This is a genomic window from Halarchaeum grantii, assembly GCF_014647455.2.
In the GTDB taxonomy this organism is placed as follows: Archaea; Halobacteriota; Halobacteria; order Halobacteriales; family Halobacteriaceae; genus Halarchaeum; species Halarchaeum grantii.
The window spans coordinates 115934-134641 of sequence record NZ_BMPF01000003.1 but is presented as its reverse complement, the minus strand read 5'-3'; the positions used below and the strand labels follow the sequence as shown (position 1 = coordinate 134641).

Here is an 18708-nt window from a genome sequence, read left to right as displayed (position 1 = left end):
GTGACGAAACCCCTTTTGTCACGCGCGGACACCGTAGGGGTGATGCGAACGATACGGACCGTCGCCGCCCTCCTCCTCACCGCGTCCCTCGTCGCGACGCCGGTCGCCGTCGCCGCCGACGGGTTCGCCCTCCACCCGAACACCGAGCTCTCCACGCCCGAGCGAACCGTCTCGATCGGCGGACAGGACTACAGAATCTCGTCCGTCGGTCGCTTCGACGTCGACGGCGCGCTCACGCTCACCGTCGAGGCACCCGAGACCGCCGACGTCTACACGATCAACGTCTACAACGGGGAGAAACGGATCGTGGCCTCGAAGCGCGTGCAGGGGTCCGGCACGTACACGCTCGGTGACTCGCTCGACGCCGGCACGTACCTCGCCGGCGTCACGTACGACGGGACGCTCCAGACGGTCGTCCCCGTGGTCGTCGCGTCCTACACCGCGACGGCAGACGCGTCCGCGTCGGTCACGCGAGGGGAGCGCCTCTCCATCGACACGACCGTCGACGGACCGTCGTCCGAGCCGAACCGCGTCGACGTCGTCCTCTTCAACGGGAGTTACAACCGGACGGTGACGGCGACGCGCGTCGGCGACGGCGAGTACAACGTGCTCGTGGACATGGCCGAACTGGCGCCCGGCGACTACAGCTACTACGTCGGCGTTCGGGGCACGGAGCGCGTCGCCGGATCCCTCGAACTGCTCGGCATGAGCGACCGGCGGAGCGTGTCCGTCGAGGCGGACGGGTCGACGACCACGACGAGTGGGTCGACGACGTCGGACGGTGGTGGCGACAGCAGTGGCGGGAGTGCCGGAAGCGGAGCCACGACGACAACGGCCACGACTGCGACTACGACGAACACGACGACCACGACCACCACCGCGAACACGACGACGACGGCGACGACAACGGCGACGACCACTACGACAGCCACCACGTCAACGAGCGAGACGGCGGACGGCGTGCTGACGCCGTCCGACCCGACGACGGAGCCGACGACGAGCGGTGGGTCGCCCGGGTTCGGTGTCGCGATCGGCGGCCTCGCGCTCGCCGGCGCCGCGCTCCTCGCGCGACGCCTCCGGCGCTAGCGCGGGCGTCACATCGCCGGGAGCGGGGTCGAACCGGCAGATACCTAAGCCGACCGTTATGCCTCGCGCTCGCGGCGGTCGTAGCGGCGCGCGATGGCCTCGATCCACGCGAACTTGAGCGCCATCGAGACGGCGTACGCGAGGAGTGCGCGAGCGCTCCGCCGGGTGTAGGCGGCGTAGAGCGCGTAGGCGAACGCCGGAACGTTCAGCACGTTGAGGACGTTCGGCCACCCGAGACCGAGCGCGCCCCCGCCGCGTGCGAGCCACCAGCGCTCGGCGTGGACGCCGCGCGTCATCCAACTGTCCGCGTCGGCGGTGTCGGCGCGCGCGAACGCGACCGGGTTGAGGACGAGCGCGGCGATAGCCGCGAGCAGGAGGCGGGGGTCGCGCCGGGAGGCGGCGAGCAGGAGGAGCGGGCCGAGGAGGACGCGCGACCACCCGCTCTTCGGGTTCGCGTGGCGCTCCCAGAACGCATCGGTGGCGGCGTCGAACATACGTCGCCTTCGCGCGCGACGAGCAAGAAGGTTCAGTCGTCGTCGCCGGTCTTGCCGTCCGCGTCGTCGGCGGCGCGCGCGGCGGGGTCGCGGTCGGCGGGCGGGCCGTGGCCGCCGCCGCCGGGCGTCCGAATCGACACGGTGGTGCCGGCCGCGACGTCGCGGACGACCTTCGCGGGGACGCGCTCGCCGTCGATGCGGTTCTCACCGGTCGCGCCGTCCGCGCCGCCGGCGACGCCGCGCGGGGCGACGCGGCGGCGTTCGGTGAGGAGCGAGACGGTGGCGTCGGCCTCGACGGTGACGGTGCGAACGACACCGAGGCCGCCTCGGTGGCGGCCGTCGCCGCCGCTGTCCGGGCGGAGCGCGTACTCGTCGACGCGGAGGGGATACTCGGACTCGAGGGCCTCGATGGGCGTGTTGAGCGTGTTCGTCATCCCGACCTGCACGCCGTCGAGGCCGTCACCGGTCGGGCGGGCGCCCGCGCCGCCGCCGAGCGTCTCGTAGTAGGCGAAGCCGTCGTCGCGGCTCCCGATGGTGAGGTTGTTCATCGTCCCCTGGCCCTGCGCGGGGACGCGCTCGGGGGCGGCGTCCGCGAGCGCGGCGAAGACGACGTCGGTGACGCGCTGGCTCGTCTCGACGTTCCCGCCGACGACGGCCGCCGGCGGCTCGGGATTGAGCAGGCACCCGCGCGGCGCGTCGACGGTGACCGGGTCGTAACAGCCCTGGTTCGGCGGTATCTCGGGGTCGGTGAGACACCGAAGGACGAAGTACACCGCGCTTTCGGCGACGGCGAGCGGCGCGTTCACGTTCCCGGCGACCTGCGCGGCGGTGCCGTCGAAGTCCACCGTCACGGACGCGCCGTCGACCGTGACGGTGACGGCTATCGGAACGTCGTCCTCGCTCCGGCCGTCGCCCTCGAGGACGTCGCTCGCACGATAGGTGCCGTCCGGGAGGTCGCGGAGTTCGGCTTCGACGCGCTCGCGCGAGTAGTCGATGACGGCGTCGAAGGCGGCCTCAATCTTCGGGCGACTGTGCTCGGCGACGAGGTCGCGCAGGCGCTCGGCACCCCGGTCGTTCGCGGCGAGTTGCGCGCGGAAGTCGGCGCGGCGCTCCTCGGGGTTCCGGACGTTCGCGAGCAGGAGCCCCATCACGTCCTCGACGACGTCGCCGTCCGTCACGAGGCGCGTCGGCGGGACGCGCAAGCCCTCCCCGAATATCTCGCGCGCGCCGGCGGGCATGCTCCCCGGCGTCGCGCCGCCGACGTCCGCGTGGTGGGCGCGCGAGACCGCGTAGCCGAGGATCCCCTCGCTCCCGTCGCCGCGAGCGTCGGGGTCGGCGCCGATGGGCGACACCATCGTCACGTCCGGGAGGTGGGTGCCGCCCGCGAACGGGTCGTTGAGGACGAAGACGTCGCCGGGTTCCGGGTCGCGCTCGCGGATGGCGGCGACGGACGCCGGCATCGCGCCGAGGTGGACGGGGATGTGCTCGGCCTGCGCGACGAGTCGCCCCGAGGCGTCGAAGAGCGCGGTCGAGCAGTCCTCGCGCTCCTTGATGTTCGGCGAGTAGGCGCCCCGAATCAACACCTGGCCCATCTCCTCGGCGAGGCTCTCGAGCTGGTTGCGGACGACTTCGAGGGTGACGGCGTCGATGTCGGGACCCGTCATTCGCGCGCACCCCGCTCGAGGACGACGGTGCCGTCCGGGCGCACCGCGCCGTCCCACGCGGGCGGGACGACGACGGTGCTCTCGCGGCCGTCGAGGACGGCGGGGCCGGCGAGCGACGTCCCGGGCGCGAGGCGCTCGCGGTCGTAGACCGTCGTCTCGCGGACGGCGCCGTCGAAGACCGCCTCTCGACTCCCGGTGACGGCGTCGCCGGCGGCGTCGTAGGCGGCGGTCGGCGTCGGGCGCTCGACGGTGGCGCTCGCGCGCAGCGTCACGAGCTCGACGGGGTCATCAAGGCGATAGCCGTGCGCGCGCTCGTGGGCGTCGTGGAAGCGCCGCGCGACCGCCTCCGGGTCGAAGTCATGGACAGAAACGGTCTGCTCGAAGCTCTGCCCGGCGTAGCGGCAGTCCGCCGCGTAGGTGAGGCGCGCGGCCTCGGGGTCGTCGACGTCGGCGAGCACGGACTCCCGGAGCTCCGCGTAGGCGGCGCGGACGGCGTCCGCGTCGGCGTCGGCGAGCGCGGTGCGGTGTGTGCGCGCGGCGTCGTGGCGCTCGTCGGCGGCGAGGAGGCCGTACGCGGAGAGCACGCCCGAGGCGCGCGGGACGACGACGGCGTCCACGTCGAGGTCGGCGGCGAGCGCGGCGGCGTGCATCGGGCCGGCGCCGCCGAAGGCGACGAGCGCGAACGCCCGTGGGTCGTGGCCGCGCTCGACGGTGACGCGGCGGACCGCGCGCGTCATGTTCGCGTTCGCGACCCGGTAGACGCCGCGGGCGGCCTCGCGCGCGCTCCCCAGACCGGCGTCGTCGGCGAGGCGTTCGAGGGCGTCGCACGCGGCGGCCGCGTCCAAATCGAGGTCGCCGCCGAGCGCGGCGTCAGCGCCGATATACCCGAGGACGACGTTCGCGTCCGTCACCGTGGGTTCGGTGCCGCCGTGGCCGTAGCAGGCGGGCCCGGGGTCGGCGCCCGCCGAGCGCGGGCCGACGCGGAGCGCGCCGCCGTCGTCGACCCACGCGACGGAGCCCCCGCCCGCGCCGACCGTCGTCACGTCCACCATGGGCGTGCCGATGGGATGGCCGGCGATGTCGGCGTCGGTGGTGCGTTCGGCGTCGCCGTCGCGAACGAGCGAGACGTCGCTCGACGTCCCGCCCATGTCGAAGGTGACGAGGCCGGCCGCGTCGACGGCGTCGGAGGCGGTGGCGGCCGCGCCGACGACGCCCGCCGCCGGCCCGGAGAGTGCGGTCGTCACGGCGTGCTCGCGGGCGCTCGACGCGCTCGCGATGCCGCCGTTCGACTGCATCACCCGTGGGTTCGGGACGCCGCGCTCGACGGCGCGCTCGGTGAGGCGGCCGAGGTAGGCGTCGATGGCGGGCGTGACGTAGGCGTCGGCGGCGGTCGTCGCGGTGCGCTCGTACTCGCGGAACTCCGCGAGCACCTCGTGGGACGCCGAGACCGGCACGTCGAGTTCCTCGCGGAGGACGGCGGCGACGCGGCGCTCGTTTTCCAGGTGGCGGTAGGCGTGGAGGAGGGAGACGGCGACGCTCTCGGCGTCGGTGGCGCGGATGTCGTCGGCGAGCGCGCGCACGTCCGCGTCGGCGACGCGCGCCTCGATGCCGTCGGGGGTGGCGCGCTCCGCGACGGTGAAGCGCCGGCGTCGCGGGACGAGCGGGGCGGGTTTCTCCGCGTCGAGGTCGTAGAGCGCGGGTCGGTCCTGCCGCCCGAGTTCGAGGACGTCCCGGAAGCCCTCGGTGGTGACGAGCGCGGTCCGCGCGCCGTCGCCTTCGAGGAGGGCGTTCGTGGAGACGGTCATCGCGTGCGTGAACGCGTCGATCGTTCGCGGGTCGATGCCGGCGCGCTCGCAGGCCGCCTCGATGCCCTCGACGACGCCGACGCTCTGGTCGGCGGTGCTCGGGACTTTCGCGGTGACGAGCGCGTCGCCCGCGTGGAGGGCGACGTCGGTGAAGGTGCCCCCGACGTCCACGCCGACGTGCGCTTCGCCGGCCGAAGACGGAGGGGCGTCCCCGGCGTCGATGCGCTCCCTGTCGCTCATGGGCGCGTAGTGCACGAGTACCGCCATAGGTTCCCGGGGTTCGGTCGCGGCGGCCACGACGGCGCGCGTTCTGCGCACGCGTCCACTCCGCGACCGGTCCATCCAAAAAGATCCCAACGTATATCCGGGAATAGACGCTAGTACCGACCAGTAATCGATGGATTTGACGGATTCGCAGCAGGAGATACTCAGCGCGCTGATATCGGGCTATCAGTCGACGGAGTCACCGATGACGGGTGAGGAACTCGCCGACGCCGTCGACAAGCATCCGGGGACGATCCGCAACCAGATGCAGACGCTGAAAGCCCTCGACCTCGTGGAAGGAATTCCGGGGCCGCGCGGCGGCTACAAGCCGACGACGGGCGCCTACGAGGCGATGGACGCGCAGTCCTTCGACGAGGAGGAGGCGGAGTCGCTCACGCTCGCGCGCGACTACGACCGCGTCGACGTCACCGTCAACGGCATCGACTTCCTCGGCGTCAACGACCCCGAGGAGTGCCGCGCGCGCATCAGCTTCGAGGCGTCCGTCCCCGACGTCGAGGTCGGCGACCCCATCGTCATCGGGCCGACGCCGAAGTCCGGCCTCGTCGTCGCGGGCGAAGTGGTCGAGATCGGCGCGGGCGGCGACGAACTCATCATCGACATCGTGCGACTCGAGGCGCCGCTCGAAACCTGAGCGGGGCGACGGCAATCGTTTTCTTCGGCGACCCCCAAGCGTGGCTGACACCGCGATGGCACCAGCCTCCTCCACGGCCGCGAGCGGCGACGGCGCGCGAGAGCCCGGGAGCGTCGCGTCGTGCGACTTGCTCGCGCTCGATTCGGGCTTCGTCCTCGACGGTGGCCGCGAGCGCGTCCGGGACGCCGTCGCGTATTTCGAGCCGGACGCGGTCCTGCTCGTCGGCGACGACCCGCGCGCGCCGAGCGTGCTCGCCCAACAGCTCGACGCCGACCTGCCGACGCTCCAGCCGGCGCGCGCCACCGGCCTCACCGTCCGCGAGGTCGGCGACGTGCAGGTGGCCGTCGCGGGCGACGCGGACGCGCTCGCCGGCCTCGCGGCCCGCGAAAGCGAAGGCGACCTCGACGCTGCGACGGAGACGTACGTCCTCACCGACTTGCTCTCGCTGGAGACGTCGCTGACCGCGCTCGAGACGCGACTCGTCGGCCGCGACGCCTACGAGCGCGCGCTCGCGGACGCCCCGGGGTCGTACACGCACGTCTCGACCGGCCTCCCGAGCGGCTACGCACACGAGTGGGGCGACCTCCGCGTGCGCGGGGGCGGCGGCGACCTCGACGACCCCGGGACGCCGCTGCCGTGTCTGACGCTGCGCGCGGACGGCGTCGTCTCCACGCGCACGCTCGACCCGGACAAACTCGGCCTGCGCGCGCTCTCCGGCGTCGGGCGCTCGCGGGCGCGCCGGCTCCGCGACGCGGGCTATCGGACGCGCGCGGCCGTCGCGGACGCGACGAGCGACGACCTCGAAGCCGTCGACGGCATCGGCGCGAGCACCGCCGAGTCCATCGCGCGCAGCGCGGAGGCCTTCGCCGAGGGCCGCGTCGTCCGCCCCGCCGACAGCGACGACGCGGCGTTCCCGTCCCGCGAGCCGATCCACGTGGACATCGAGACGGACGGCCTCGACCCCAGTATCGTCTGGCTGATCGGCGCGTACGACGCGGCGAGCGACGAGTACCGGGATTTCGTCCAGCGCGACCCCGAGGACCCCGCCGGGGCGCTCACGGCGTTCATGGCGTGGTACGTCGCCGAGGGTGACGGCCGGCCGCTCGTCGCCTACAACGGCTGGCGCTTCGACTTCGACGTGCTGCGCGAGCACCTCCGCGCGCACGCCCCCGAGTTCCTCGCGGACTGGGAGGACGCGTACACGTTCGACCCCTACGCGTGGGCGGTACGCGAGGGGAACGCCGTCCTCCCGGGGCGCACGAACGCGCTCGCGGACGTCGCGGGCGCGCTCGGGTGGGACGGCGACGACACCGGCCTCTCGGGGGCGACGGTCGCCCGACAGTACCGGCGCTGGATGGCGGCACAAAGTGACGAGACGGAACTCGACTGGACGGCGCACCGCGCCTACTGCGAGGACGACGTTCGCGCGCTCGCGTTCGTCTACGAGCACCTGCGGGCGGCCGACCGAGAGACGACCGACGACACCGTCCAGCGCTCGCTCACCGACTGGTAACCACGCATGTCCGAGACACCACAGCGCGAGACGCCCCTGACGGGCCACGACCTCGAATCGACCTACCCGGACTACGACGGCCAGATCGCCGCCGTCGCGACGCAGGAGGCGCGCGAGGCCGAGACGGTGCCGGCGAGCGAGGCGGTGGACCCGGCCCTCGCCGCACGCCTCGACGTCGACCCCTACACGCATCAGGCCGCCGCGTTGGACGCGCTCGACCGGGGCGAGAACGTCACGGTCGCCACCTCGACGTCCTCCGGGAAGACGCTCGTCTACGCGCTCGAAATCGCGCGCAACTACCTCGCCGACGAGTCGACGCGCGCGCTCCTCGTCTACCCGACGAAGGCGCTCGCGCGCGACCAGGAGCGCGCGCTGAACGATCTCTACGACGACCTCGGCCTCGACGTCCGCGTGGAAGTGTACGACGGGGACACGCCGAGCGAGGTACGAAAGGAGTACAGGGAGGAAGCGAACGTGGTTCTCACGAACTTCAGCGGCGTGAACGTCTACCTCGAGGACCACGCGCGCTGGCGGGAGTTCCACGGGAACTGCGAGCTGCTCGTGGTCGACGAGAGCCACACGTACGTCGGCGTCCACGGGATGCACGTCGCGTGGACGATCCGCCGCCTCCGGCGCGTGCTCGCGCACTACGGGAGCGACCCGCAGATCGTCTGCACGACGGCGACCGTCGGGAACCCGGCGGAGCACGCGGCGGCGCTGACGGGGGAGCCGACGACGGTGATCGACGACGACGGCTCGCCGCGCGGCAGACGCGACATCGTCTTCTGGAACCCGCCGCGCGAGACGGCGGGCCTCGACGCCGACGCGGGCTACGAGGCGTACGTGGAGGCGGCGGCGTCGGCGGGCGAGGAGGCCGCGGACCTGCTCGCGCACCTCGGCCTGAACGGCGTGCAGACGCTCGCGTTCACGCGCTCGCGGCAGGGCGCGGAGGTCGGCGCGAAGCGCGCGGGTCGCGCGGCGAGCGATCACCCCGAGTCGGGCTATCTCGACGTCGAGCCCTATCACGCCGGCCTCGGGACGGAGACGCGGCGCGGCATCGAGTACCGCCTGAAGAGCGGGCAGTTGGACGGCGTGGTATCGACGAACGCGCTCGAACTCGGCATCGACGTCGGGAGCGTGGACGCCGCGCTCCTCACGGGCTACCCGGGCACCAGACAGTCGTTCTGGCAGCAGCTCGGGCGCGCGGGGCGCGGCGCGAGCGACGCGCTCGGCGTGCTGGTCGCGCGCTCGGACGCCATCGACCAGTACGTCGTCGACACCCCCGACTACCTCCTCTCGGACCCGGTCGAGGACGCCGTCGTCGACCTCGCGAACGACCCGGTGTACGCGCGCCACCTCCGCTGTGCGGCCTCCGAGCTTCCGCTGACGCACGCGGACGAGCGGTGGTTCGGGGGCGCGGCCGTCGAGGGCGCGGCCGACGACCGCATGGCGCGCGCGGTGGAGATGTGGCGGCGCGCCGGCGACCTCGTCGGCGACCTCGACCGGGGCGTGCGCTACGACGGCGCGCCCCGCCCGCAGTCCGGCATCTCAATGTACAACAGCTCCGAGGTCAGCTTCGACGTCCGCTGTGCGAACGGCGAGATCGACCACGAGCCGGTGGACCGCGAGCGCGCCTACCGGGAGTACCACGAGGGCGCGCTCTTCCTCCACGACGGCCGGACCTACGAGGTGACCGCGTTCGAGGAGGACACCGCGAGCCCGCACGTCACCGTCGCGGAAGTGGCCGTCGAGGAGTACACGGAGACGCGCTCGACGACGCGCATCCACGACCTCGAGGAGCGCGAGCGCCGGCGTCTGGGCGAGTACGCGCTCTGCTGGGGCGAGGGTGTCGTCGACGTCCACCACGCGGAGTACGCGCGCCGCGAGGTCCAGAGCGGCGACCTCGTCGAGCCGCCTCAGCCAACGGGGCTCGGCCCGCTCAGCCTCCAGACGCAGCTCTGCTGGCTCGAGCTCCCGGACGGCGCCGCGACCCGCCTCGTCGGCGACTGGCTGGAGAGCGACGACGACGCTGACGCCCGCGAGTTCGCGCCCGGCGACGCCGAGCGCGAGTACATGGGCGGCATCCACGCCGCCGAGCACGCGCTCATCACGCTCGCGCCGCTCGAGCTGAAGCTCTCGGCGGACGACCTCGGTGGACTCTCCGTCCGCGAGCACCCGGAGACGGGCGGCGCGACGCTCTTCGTCTACGACGGCGTCGCGGGCGGCGTGGGGTTCTCGAAGGCCCTCTTCGAGCAACTCGACGCCGTCGGCACGCGGGCGCGCGAGCGCATCGCCGCCTGCGACTGCGGCGTCGGGGGCTGTCCCTGCTGCGTGATGGACGCGAACTGCGGCGACGAGAACGACCCGCTGAACACGGCAGTCGCGCGCCGCCTCCTCGAGGACGTGCTCGCCGAGCTCTGAGCGCGGGCCGCAACCACCATACCGGTCGGCGCCGATGGCGGGGACGTGACCGTCCTCGTCCTCGGCGACCAGCTCACCGACCGGGTCGGCCCGCTCGCGGACGCGCCCGACGAGCGCGCTCTCATGATCGAGGCGCGCGCGTTCGCGACGCGCCACCCCTACCACCCGCACAAGCGCGTCCTCGTCTCGTCGGCGATGCGCCACTTCCGCGACGAGCTACGGGAGGCGGGCCGCGACGTCGACTACCACGTCGTCGACTCGTTCGCCGACGGCCTCGACGCGCACTTCGACGCCCACCCGGGCGACGCGCTCACGGTGATGCGGCCGTCGAGTCACGGCGCCACCGAGCGCCTGCGCGACCTCGTCACCGAGCGCGGCGGGACGCTCGACGTCGTCACGAACGAGACGTTCCTCTGCACGCCCGAGGGGTTCGACGGCTGGCTGGAGGGGAACCGCCTCCGCCACGAGGACTTCTATCGGTATATGCGCCGCGAGACGGGCTACCTGATGGCCGACGGCGACCCGGTGGGCGGCGCGTGGAACTACGACGAGGAGAACCGCGAGACGCCGCCCGACGACTACGAACCTCCCGAGGTGCCCCGGTACGAGCCGGACGAGACGACGCGGGAGGTCCAGCGGGAGTGGGACGACGCGGAGAGCTGGGCCGACCCCGAGGCGTTCGGGTGGCCGGTGACGCGTTCGGACGCGCTCGACGCCCTCGCGGACTTCTGCGAGCACCGCCTCCGCGACTTCGGCCCGTACGAGGACGCGATGGTCGGCGACGAGTGGGCGCTCGACCACGCCCTCCTCTCGCCCGCGCTGAACCTCGGCCTCCTCCACCCCCGCGAGGTCGTCGAGGCCGCCATCGACGCCTACGAGGCCCGCGACGACGTCCCCCTCGCGAGCGTCGAGGGCTTCGTCCGGCAGGTCATCGGGTGGCGCGAGTTCGTCCGCCACGTCTACCGGCGCGGCATGCCCGCCCTCGGCGAGGCGAATCGCCTCGACGCGACGCGCCCGCTCCCGGACGTCTACTGGGACGGCGACACCGCGATGGCGTGTCTCGACGCCGCAGTGGACGGCGTCCGAAAGCGGGGGTACGCCCACCACATCCAGCGCCTGATGGTGCTCTCGAACTTCGGCTTACTCTACGGCGTCGACCCGCACGAGCTCAACCGGTGGTTCCACGTCGCGTTTATAGATGGGTATCACTGGGTATCGACGCCGAACACCGTCGAGATGGGGCAGTACGCGGGCGACCGCTTCGCGACGAAGCCGTACGCGGCGTCCGCGAACTACATCGACCGGATGAGCGACCACTGCGCCGGCTGTCAGTACGACCCGGACGCGACCGTCGGCGACGGCGCCTGCCCGTTCAACGCGCTCTACTGGGACTTCCTCGCCGAGCACGAGTCCGAGCTCCGCTCGAACCACCGGATGGGGCTCGTCTACGCGCACCTCGACGACAAGCGCGACGCCGACGCCCTCGGAGGGATACGCGAGCGCGCCGCCGAGGTGCGCCGACGCGTCCGCGACGGCGACGTGTAGCGGTGCGCGCCCGTGCGTCGGCGACGCCGGCAGTAGGGCTTTCACGAACCCGCGAGAAGGCGGCGTATGACGCACATCGGCATCGTCGGCGCGGGCGCGGGGGCGGCCGGCGCGGCGTACGAACTCGCACAGCGGCGCCCGGACGCGGACGTGACGGTCCTCGAGAAGTCCCGCGGCGTCTGCGGGCGCGCGGCCACCCGCCGGCGCGAGGGCTGTACGTACGACTACGGCGCGAACTACGTCCGAAGCGAGGACGAGCGCGTGAACGATCTGCTCACGGAGGACCTCGACGCGGACGGCCTCGTGGACGTCACCGACCCCATCTACACGTTCGACGGAGCGGGGGCGGTGAGCGAGGGCCGCCCGCCGGACGGCCCGAAGTGGACGTATCGACGGGGGATCACCCAGTTGGCGAAACGCCTCTTCGCGGAGACGGACGCGACGGTCGAACGCGAGACGCGCGTCGAGACGATACGGAAGCGGGGGGAGTCGTGGACGCTCGTCGACGCCGACGGCGCGTCGCACGGGCCGTTCGACGCCGTCGTACTGAACCCGCCGGCGCCGCAGAGCGCCGAGTTGCTCGCCGACGCCGACTGGGACGCGCCGGTGCGCGGGGCGCTCCGGGACGCGGCCGCGGCCGTCCCGTATCGCACCATCTGGACGGCGGTCCTTCACTACCCGTTCGCGCTCTCGAAGCCGTACTACGCGCTCGTGAACCCGGAGCGGGACCACGAGGTGGGGTGGGTGGCGCGCGAGGCGTGCAAGCCCGGGCACGTTCCCGACGGGGAGTCGCTTCTCGTCGTGCAGGCGAACGACGAGTGGTCGCGCGCGCACTACGACGCCGACCCGGACGCGAACGTCGCGGCGCTCGCGGGCGTCGCCGCCGACCTCCTCGACGACGAGCGCCTGCGCGACCCGGACTGGACGGACCATCAGGGATGGCGCTACGCGCTCCCGGACGCCGGCCTCGACGCCGACGTCCGCCGTCGAGCCGAGGCCGAGGGCCTCTACCCGGTCGGTGACTGGGTGGGCGGGGCGGCGCGCGTCCACGTCGCGCTCCGCTCCGGCCTCGAGGTCGGCGAGCGCCTCGCGGACGCCGGATAGCTCACCGTGCAGTCGGTCACCGGTCGTCGACGTCGGCGACGGTGCTGACGGTCCCGAGGAGGAGCAGCCCGAGGCCAGCGGCGCCGGCCGGGATCGAGGTCTGCAAGAGGAATCCCCCGGTGAGTGCGCCGACGCCGCCGACGAGTGCGCCACGCTTCCGGGCGGGGGCGGCGTCACGCGGAATGGAGAGGAGCGCGTGCCGATGTGCGAGCGTCAGCGAGGCGACGGTCCAGTAGAGCGGGAGCAGCGAGACCACGAGGAAGCGATTCGCCGTTGTGAAAGCCGCGATGGGGAGGGTGAGTATCAGCGCGACGCACAGCGACGCGACGTATCGGAGGGCGGGGTGCATACACGCGACGGGACGTGTATCGCGGACAAAAAACATCACCCCCCGAAGGCCGGCGGGGTGGCTGTGGTCGCCGGTAGCCAGTTCTCATCGACCGACCGTGCCGGGGTGAAAACGGACCGAGCGAGCGCGGTTCGGCGGCGCCAGCTCACTCGATGGCGCAGTTGTTCGGGCCGAGTTCGAGGTCCTCGACGTCGATGCCGGGCGTCGCGCCCCGGTTTATCTCCTTGATGCGCTCGAAGTTCGCGGGCTCCTCGCCGAGGCCGTCGCGGACGGCGTCGACGAACGCGCGCTCGTCGCCGGCGACGACGTGCGCGAGGAAGGCGTTCCCCTCGGACTCGCGGAGGTGGCCGAGCGACGCCGTGAGCGGCGAGGTGGTGCCGTCGGCGGCGTGGCCGGGGAGGACGACGGTGTCGTCCGGGTAGTCGAGGAGCCGTTCGAGGCTCTCGTAGAGGCGGCGTGCGGCCGCGCGGACGGCCTCGTCGTCGGCGTCCGCGAGGTCGGGGCGACCGACGCTCCCGAGGAAGAGCGTGTCGCCCGTGCAGAGCGCCCCGCCGAGGTCGAGCGTGACGCTCCCCTCGGTGTGGCCGGGCGTGTGCAGGACGCCGACGGTACGCTCGCCCGCCGCGAGCGTCCCGCCGTCCGCGAGCGGCGTGACGCCGTCCTCGGTCGCCGCGACGTCCGCCGGATGCCGGTAGTGCGGGACGTCGAGGGCGTCGGCGAGTCGACGCGCGCCGGAGACGTGGTCGGCGTGGAGGTGCGTGTCGAGGACGCCGACGACCTCGAGGGCGTACTCCTCTTCGAGGCGGCGGTACTCGCCCGCGTACTGGCTGGGATCGACGACGAGCGCGCGCTCGCCATCGCCGACGAGGTAGGAGAGACAGCCGGTTCCGGGGCGGACGACGCGGACGACGCCGGGGACGCCCTCGACGGGTTCGTCGAGGTGGACGCGCGCCCAGCCGCGCATCCCGTCCGCGACGGAGAACGCGTCGTAGCCGCGTTCGCGGAGGAAGCGCGCGGCGCGTGCGGACGTGACGCCGGCGCCGCAGACGACGACGATGTCGCGGCCGTCCGGGAGGTCGTCGAGGTGTTCGGCGAGCGAGCCGAAGTCGCGTTCGAGGAGGTCCTCGTAGATCGGGACGTTCACGCTCCCGGGGATGTGCCACGCCTCGTGCTCCGGTTCCGCGCGGACGTCGAGGACGAACGGCGCGTCACCGGCGTGGATGCGCCGGGCGAGCACCGTCGGGTCGAGTTCCGTCTCGGACATGGGGTGACCGACGGCGACCAGACGCTAAGAAGTGGCGACGGCGCTCACGCGCCCGCGAGGCGACTGCGGACGTACCCTTGGGCGTAGGCGCCGAGGAACATCCCCGCGACCGCCCAGAGGACGGGGAGGTTGCCGATGCCGACGCTGGCGTAGGCGGCGCCCGGACAGATCCCCGAAATCCCCCAGCCGACGCCGAACACCGCGCCGCCGAGCAGGACGTTGCGGTCCATCGACTTCAGGCGGCGGCCGTACGCGCGGCCGGTGAGCGGCGCGCGACGTCCGGAGCGCGTAGCGAGGAAGACGGCCGTGCCGGCGACGGCGGCGGCGCCGCCCATGACGAAGAGGAGGCCGAGGTCCTCAAGCTGGAGGAAGTCGAGGACGACTTCGGGTTTCGCCATCCCGCTGACGGCGAGGCCGACACCGAAGACGAGGCCGCCGAGGTAGACGACGGCACCGAACGCGGGGCCGCGTCCGTCGTCGCCCATCAGGGGCTCACCCCGAGCGCGGCGACGAGTTGTGCGGTGCCGATCGCGACGGCGAGGAACGTCGCGACGTTCGCGAGCGACGTCTCGGAGAGCGAGCCGACGCCGCAGATGCCGTGCCCGCTCGTACAGCCCTTCCCGAGGCGCGTGCCAACTCCCACCAGGAGGCCGCCGCCGAGCAGGCGCCACCACTGGACGTCCGTCGTCCACGGCGCGGACTGCGTGAGGAGCGCGTAGACGGCGGCGCCGCTGACGATGCCGGCGGTGAAGAGCAGGCGCCAGCGCCGCGAGCCGGTGTAGCGCCGGAAGCGCGGGACGTCCGAGACGTAGGAGAGCGTCGATTCGAGAAACGTGCTCGCGCCCGCGTGGATGCCGGTGCCGAGGTAGATGGCGGCGGTTCCGACGCCGATCAGCACGCCACCGAGGAGATAGGGGAGGACGCCGCGCGGGAAGAACTCGCTCGCGCCGAGGAGGAGCGGCGTCGCGGCGCCGCTCACGGTGAGCGCACCTCCGAGTCGTCGGGTCGCCCGCCGTCAGGGTATCTCGCTGTGCGCATAGCGACGATGTAGTCGCCTCAGAGGGAAAAGTACAGAGGTAGCCGTGTCCGTAGCCGACAACTGCGATAAAGAATACCGATACAGGAGCCTCTTTCGTGTGGTTTCGACTCGATTGAGTGTGCGGTGCGGGCAATATCCGCCTCGGTCACGGACAGCTATTTTCGGCTTCGACCCCTACGACTCGACATGAGCGAGACCCGGACTCGGGCCGACGAGGTCGTCGTGTCGTTCGCGCCGGCGGACGAGCGGACCGCATCGGAGCTCGACGCCCCCTCGTATCGGCGCTACCTCACGCGAGCGCACGAGGGCCCCGTCGCGATCGGCGACGAGTGGGCGGAGTTCGTGAGCTGTGGCTGCGGGAGCACGCGCGACGTCACGCTTCGCGTCGAAGCCGCTGACGGCGACGTGGTGGACGCGGAGACGGCGTTCGTTTTCGAGGCGCGCGCGGACGACTGAGCGGAATCCCCGCAGGTTTTAGCGTGGCGGGCCGTATGCGGAGGTAATGGCTGAGATATCTGATTCGCTTCGCCTGCTGTACGAGACGTCCATCGAGTCCGACGGTGACCAGTACCACATCCAGATCCCGCGCGAGCTCGTCGAGAACGGCACGCTCTCGGCGGGCGATGCGTACCGCGTCGCGCTCCTCGCCGCCGACGACGAGGGCGGGGCGAGCGCGACCGCGGACACGGACGCGGAGGCGGGCGGGAGTTCGCGCTCCGCGACGACCGAGCGAGACACCGAGCGCACGTCGACGGCGTCGTCGAGCCAGCAGACCCAGCGCCCGCCGGTCGACGAGGGCGACATCCGCACCGTCACCATCGACACGCTCGGCGATCAGGGCGACGGCATCGCGAAGGTCGAGCGCGGCTTCATCGTCATCGTCCCCGGCACCGAGCCGGGCGACCAGTTGAACGTCGAGGTGACGGACGTGAAGGAGACGGTGGCGTTCGCGGAACCCGTCGCGGCGAGCGAGTAACCCCCTTTTTCAGTTCACGCGGCGTGCGGCGACGGCGAGCAGACAGAAGAGGGCGACCTGTGCGACGAGCAGGACGTACGTGAAGGCCTCGACGCGCGCGGTGACGACGAAGAGCCCGGCGACGAGGTAGCTGTTGAGGAGCGTGCAGAGCGCGCCGAGCGCCGCGAGAATCCCGACGTCGACGCGTTCGAGGTCGCGCGCCCAGAGCGCGAGCGCGAGGAGGGCGGCGAGGCCGAGCAGGCCGAAGAAGTGGTAGGCGGTCTGGACGGCCGGCCAGAAGGTGAAAAAGAGGTCGCGCGCGAAGACGGCCTGCGCGAGCGGGAGGAGGAGGCCGCCGGTGGCGGCGTAGCGCAGGCGCGTCGGCGTCGCGCCCGCGCCCTCGGCGGCGTCAAGCCAGACGACGGCGGCGACGAGCGCGACGAAGATGGCGAGCGCGGTGGTGAGGTGGACGAGCTGGGTCGGGGGCGCATACCCACCGGGGAAGAGGCCGGCGACGGTGACGGTGAGCGCGCCGAACGCCACCTGCACGGGGAGGAGGAGCGCGGCGAGGCCGGCGCTCCGGGAGACGCGGCTCTTCTTGTGCGTCCACCAGAGGAGGACGGCGTTCCCGACGATGAGGTAGCCGACGCCCATCGCGACGAGGCGGTGGAACCACTCGATGAACTGCGGGACCGAGAGGCCGGCGGGCGAGAACTGGCCGGCACAGCCCGGGTAGGTGTTGTTGCAGGTCGCGCCGGCGCCGGCGGCGGCGGTGTACTCCCCGAGGAGGACGAGCAGGAAGGTCACCGCGAGCGTGAGCGCGGCGAACCCGCGCGCGTGGCGGACGAAGACGCCACCGACGCGTCGCGGCAGGGAGGCGGCCGACGCGCCCGTCGTCGACGTGTCCATACGCCGGGGTAGGGACACCCGCTATAAATGCCTGCAGGTTCGCGGTCCTCGACGGGGAGACCGCACAATACTTGTCCGGCGTCACCCCAAGAGTCGTGCATGGATCGGCGCGCGTTCCTCGCGGGCGGCGCGGCGACGCTCGGCACGGCCGTCGCCGGCTGTCTCGGCCGGGGGTCGGCGGACGCCTACGACGTCGCGATGGTCTCGGACGGCTTCGTCCCGCAGTCGACCGTCGCGGTGCCCGACGACGCCCCGAGTTGGGTGCCCCGCGACGTCCCGACGCTCGAGGTGTCGGTCGGCGACGAGGTCGTCTGGGAGAACACGGGCGCGCGCAATCACACGGTGACGGCGGCGACGCGGCGCCACGGCGAGGTCGAGGCCGTCCTCGGCATCCCCGACGACGGCGGACACTCCCACCCGTCGTTCCTCCCGGAGGGCGCCTCCTTTTTCTCCTCGGGCGACTTCGCGAACGAGGTCGCGGCGACGCGCTCGTTCATCGAGGAGACGAACGGCGGGGGCGCCATCGCGCCCGGCGAGCGCTACGCGCACACCTTCGAGGTGCCGGGGTGGTACCACTACTTCTGCATCCCCCACCTGCCGGCGGGGATGATGGGGAACGTCCGCGTCCGGGAGTAGGCGCCGCGAGTCGGCGGAGTCACTACCGGTACCGTCGTGCTTTATTGGGCGGGCGGAGCTATCACGAAGCGATGACCGACGTCGTCGTCCTCCGACAGAAGATTCACGGTCTCGACCCGGCGGACTACGCCGCCGAGATACGCGACGTCCTCCCGGACGCGGACGTCGAGTGCGCACGCACGCCCGCCGAGGAGCGCGAGCTCCTCATGGAGGCGAGCGTCGCGACCGGGTTCCAGATCGACCCCGAGCTCGTCGCGGAGTCCGACACCCTCGAGGCGTTCGTCTGCACGTTCGCCGGCACCGACCACCTGCCGCTCGACGCCCTCGAGGACGCGGGCGTCACCGTCGCGAACGCCTCGGGCGTGCACGGGCCGAACATCGCCGAGCAGGTGCTCGGCTACGTACTCGCGGACGTCCGGAACCTCCGGCAGGCGTGGGAGCAGACCGAGCGCGCCGAGTGGAACCACTTCCAGGGCGGCGAGCTCCGGCGCTCGACCGCCACCGTCGTCGGCATGGGCCCCATCGGCGAGGAGATCATCGCCCGCTTTCGGGACTTCGGCGTCGAAACCATCGGCGTCCGCTACACCCCCGAGAAGGGCGGGAACGCCGACGAAGTCGTCGGCTTCGACGACGAGGCGCTCTTCGACGCGTTCGGCCGCTCGGACTACCTCGTGCTCGCGTGCCCGCTCACCGACACCACCGAGGGCCTCGTCGGCGAGGAGGCCTTCCTCACCCTGCCGACGGACGCGATGCTCGTGAACGTCGCGCGCGGCCCCGTCGTCGATACCGACGCCCTCGTCGCCGCGCTCAGGGGCAACGACATCGGGAGCGCCGCCCTCGACGTCACCGACCCCGAACCGCTCCCCGCCGACCACCCGCTCTGGGGCCTCTCCAACTGCCTCGTCACACCCCACAACGCCGGTCACACGCCCCAGTACTGGAAGCGCTGTGCCGACATCCTCGCGGAGACGGTCGCGGACGTCGGACTCACGTTCTGAGTCGGGCGCA

The 18708-nt window shown here is 72.5% G+C and carries 18 protein-coding genes; 10 read left to right on the top strand and 8 right to left on the bottom strand.

Annotation, left to right across the window (positions count from 1 at the left end; all coding sequences use genetic code 11):
* Positions 1–42 precede the first annotated feature (42 nt).
* On the top strand, positions 43–1086 hold the full coding sequence (locus IEY12_RS10635) for a hypothetical protein (RefSeq protein ID WP_188883698.1): 1044 nt from the start codon (positions 43–45) through the stop codon (positions 1084–1086).
* A gap of 56 nt (positions 1087–1142) precedes the next feature.
* On the opposite strand, the gene IEY12_RS10630 is transcribed toward IEY12_RS10635, so the two are convergent.
* The 3 genes from IEY12_RS10630 to IEY12_RS10620 are packed head-to-tail and all read right to left on the bottom strand — an operon-like array spanning position 1143 to position 5289.
* Positions 1143–1580, bottom strand: a complete 438-nt coding sequence (locus IEY12_RS10630) for a DUF6653 family protein (protein ID WP_188883697.1) — start codon at positions 1578–1580, stop codon at positions 1143–1145.
* Positions 1581–1612: 32 nt separating this feature from the next.
* Positions 1613–3244, bottom strand: a complete 1632-nt coding sequence (locus IEY12_RS10625; protein ID WP_188883696.1) for a hydantoinase B/oxoprolinase family protein — start codon at positions 3242–3244, stop codon at positions 1613–1615.
* Positions 3241–5289, bottom strand: coding sequence for a hydantoinase/oxoprolinase family protein (locus tag IEY12_RS10620; RefSeq protein ID WP_188883695.1), 2049 nt, complete (start codon positions 5287–5289; stop codon positions 3241–3243). The genes IEY12_RS10625 and IEY12_RS10620 overlap by 4 nt, the downstream gene beginning before the upstream one ends.
* Positions 5290–5446: 157 nt before the next feature.
* Between IEY12_RS10620 and IEY12_RS10615 the strand changes: the two genes are divergently transcribed.
* The 5 genes from IEY12_RS10615 (at position 5447) to IEY12_RS10595 (ending at position 12548) form a co-directional block, all read left to right on the top strand.
* Positions 5447–5965: an HTH domain-containing protein gene (locus tag IEY12_RS10615; RefSeq protein WP_188883694.1), complete on the top strand. Its 519-nt coding sequence runs from the start codon at positions 5447–5449 to the stop codon at positions 5963–5965.
* A gap of 55 nt (positions 5966–6020) precedes the next feature.
* Positions 6021–7478, top strand: coding sequence for a ribonuclease H-like domain-containing protein (locus tag IEY12_RS10610; RefSeq protein WP_188883693.1), 1458 nt, complete (start codon positions 6021–6023; stop codon positions 7476–7478).
* 6 nt (positions 7479–7484) lie between these two features.
* A complete protein-coding gene (locus IEY12_RS10605; protein ID WP_188883692.1) occupies positions 7485–9899 on the top strand; it encodes a DEAD/DEAH box helicase in 2415 nt (804 codons plus the stop codon).
* Positions 9900–9944: 45 nt separating this feature from the next.
* Entirely contained in the window at positions 9945–11444 is a 1500-nt protein-coding gene (locus tag IEY12_RS10600) for a cryptochrome/photolyase family protein (RefSeq protein ID WP_188883691.1), read from the top strand.
* A gap of 66 nt (positions 11445–11510) precedes the next feature.
* Positions 11511–12548, top strand: a complete 1038-nt coding sequence (locus IEY12_RS10595) for an NAD(P)/FAD-dependent oxidoreductase (RefSeq protein ID WP_188883690.1) — start codon at positions 11511–11513, stop codon at positions 12546–12548.
* Positions 12549–12564: 16 nt separating this feature from the next.
* Here the strand turns inward: IEY12_RS10595 and IEY12_RS10590 are convergent, their stop codons facing one another.
* The 4 genes from IEY12_RS10590 to IEY12_RS10575 all read right to left on the bottom strand — a co-directional run bounded on the left by IEY12_RS10590 (position 12565) and on the right by IEY12_RS10575 (position 15140).
* Positions 12565–12897 (bottom strand): DUF8153 family protein, encoded by a 333-nt coding sequence (locus tag IEY12_RS10590; protein WP_188883689.1) that lies wholly within the window; start codon positions 12895–12897, stop codon positions 12565–12567.
* Between the two features lie 145 nt (positions 12898–13042).
* On the bottom strand, positions 13043–14161 hold the full coding sequence (locus tag IEY12_RS10585; RefSeq protein ID WP_188883688.1) for an MBL fold metallo-hydrolase: 1119 nt from the start codon (positions 14159–14161) through the stop codon (positions 13043–13045).
* A 44-nt stretch (positions 14162–14205) separates the two neighbouring features.
* Positions 14206–14646 carry a DUF6691 family protein gene (locus IEY12_RS10580; protein WP_188883687.1) on the bottom strand — a complete coding sequence of 147 codons (441 nt, stop codon included), beginning with the start codon at positions 14644–14646 and terminating at the stop codon, positions 14206–14208.
* On the bottom strand, positions 14646–15140 hold the full coding sequence (locus tag IEY12_RS10575) for a YeeE/YedE family protein (protein WP_188883686.1): 495 nt from the start codon (positions 15138–15140) through the stop codon (positions 14646–14648). The genes IEY12_RS10580 and IEY12_RS10575 overlap by 1 nt, the downstream gene beginning before the upstream one ends.
* Before the next feature lie 246 nt (positions 15141–15386).
* On the opposite strand from IEY12_RS10575, the gene IEY12_RS10570 reads away from it, so the two are divergent.
* Together IEY12_RS10570 and IEY12_RS10565 are read left to right on the top strand one after the other, a co-directional pair.
* A complete protein-coding gene (locus IEY12_RS10570) occupies positions 15387–15656 on the top strand; it encodes a DUF7968 family protein (protein ID WP_188883685.1) in 270 nt (89 codons plus the stop codon).
* A 46-nt stretch (positions 15657–15702) separates the two neighbouring features.
* Entirely contained in the window at positions 15703–16176 is a 474-nt protein-coding gene (locus IEY12_RS10565) for a TRAM domain-containing protein (protein WP_188883684.1), read from the top strand.
* 9 nt (positions 16177–16185) lie between these two features.
* Here IEY12_RS10565 and IEY12_RS10560 read toward each other — a convergent pair whose 3' ends face one another.
* Positions 16186–17064: a COX15/CtaA family protein gene (locus IEY12_RS10560; RefSeq protein ID WP_188883683.1), complete on the bottom strand. Its 879-nt coding sequence runs from the start codon at positions 17062–17064 to the stop codon at positions 16186–16188.
* A gap of 99 nt (positions 17065–17163) precedes the next feature.
* Here IEY12_RS10560 and IEY12_RS10555 point away from each other — a divergent pair, with 99 nt between their 5' ends.
* Entirely contained in the window at positions 17164–17700 is a 537-nt protein-coding gene (locus tag IEY12_RS10555) for a cupredoxin domain-containing protein (protein WP_188883682.1), read from the top strand.
* Positions 17701–17771: 71 nt separating this feature from the next.
* Positions 17772–18698 carry a D-2-hydroxyacid dehydrogenase gene (locus tag IEY12_RS10550; protein WP_188883681.1) on the top strand — a complete coding sequence of 309 codons (927 nt, stop codon included), beginning with the start codon at positions 17772–17774 and terminating at the stop codon, positions 18696–18698.
* The last annotated feature ends 10 nt before the right edge of the window (positions 18699–18708 follow it).

Bases quoted from the DNA above. Each gene is read 5' to 3' on its own strand.
- IEY12_RS10635 (WP_188883698.1), top strand. From the start codon at position 43: ATGCGAACGATACGGACCGTCGCCGCCCTCCTCCTCACCGCGTCCCTC.
- IEY12_RS10555 (WP_188883682.1), top strand. From the start codon at position 17,164: ATGGATCGGCGCGCGTTCCTCGCGGGCGGCGCGGCGACGCTCGGCACG.
- IEY12_RS10615 (WP_188883694.1), top strand. From the start codon at position 5,447: ATGGATTTGACGGATTCGCAGCAGGAGATACTCAGCGCGCTGATATCG.
- IEY12_RS10620 (WP_188883695.1), bottom strand. From the start codon at position 5,289: ATGAGCGACAGGGAGCGCATCGACGCCGGGGACGCCCCTCCGTCTTCG.
- IEY12_RS10595 (WP_188883690.1), top strand. From the start codon at position 11,511: ATGACGCACATCGGCATCGTCGGCGCGGGCGCGGGGGCGGCCGGCGCG.
- IEY12_RS10560 (WP_188883683.1), bottom strand. From the start codon at position 17,064: ATGGACACGTCGACGACGGGCGCGTCGGCCGCCTCCCTGCCGCGACGC.
- IEY12_RS10610 (WP_188883693.1), top strand. From the start codon at position 6,021: ATGGCACCAGCCTCCTCCACGGCCGCGAGCGGCGACGGCGCGCGAGAG.
- IEY12_RS10590 (WP_188883689.1), bottom strand. From the start codon at position 12,897: ATGCACCCCGCCCTCCGATACGTCGCGTCGCTGTGCGTCGCGCTGATA.
- IEY12_RS10550 (WP_188883681.1), top strand. From the start codon at position 17,772: ATGACCGACGTCGTCGTCCTCCGACAGAAGATTCACGGTCTCGACCCG.
- IEY12_RS10625 (WP_188883696.1), bottom strand. From the start codon at position 3,244: ATGACGGGTCCCGACATCGACGCCGTCACCCTCGAAGTCGTCCGCAAC.
- IEY12_RS10565 (WP_188883684.1), top strand. From the start codon at position 15,703: ATGGCTGAGATATCTGATTCGCTTCGCCTGCTGTACGAGACGTCCATC.
- IEY12_RS10605 (WP_188883692.1), top strand. From the start codon at position 7,485: ATGTCCGAGACACCACAGCGCGAGACGCCCCTGACGGGCCACGACCTC.
- IEY12_RS10570 (WP_188883685.1), top strand. From the start codon at position 15,387: ATGAGCGAGACCCGGACTCGGGCCGACGAGGTCGTCGTGTCGTTCGCG.
- IEY12_RS10585 (WP_188883688.1), bottom strand. From the start codon at position 14,161: ATGTCCGAGACGGAACTCGACCCGACGGTGCTCGCCCGGCGCATCCAC.
- IEY12_RS10580 (WP_188883687.1), bottom strand. From the start codon at position 14,646: ATGGGCGACGACGGACGCGGCCCCGCGTTCGGTGCCGTCGTCTACCTC.
- IEY12_RS10630 (WP_188883697.1), bottom strand. From the start codon at position 1,580: ATGTTCGACGCCGCCACCGATGCGTTCTGGGAGCGCCACGCGAACCCG.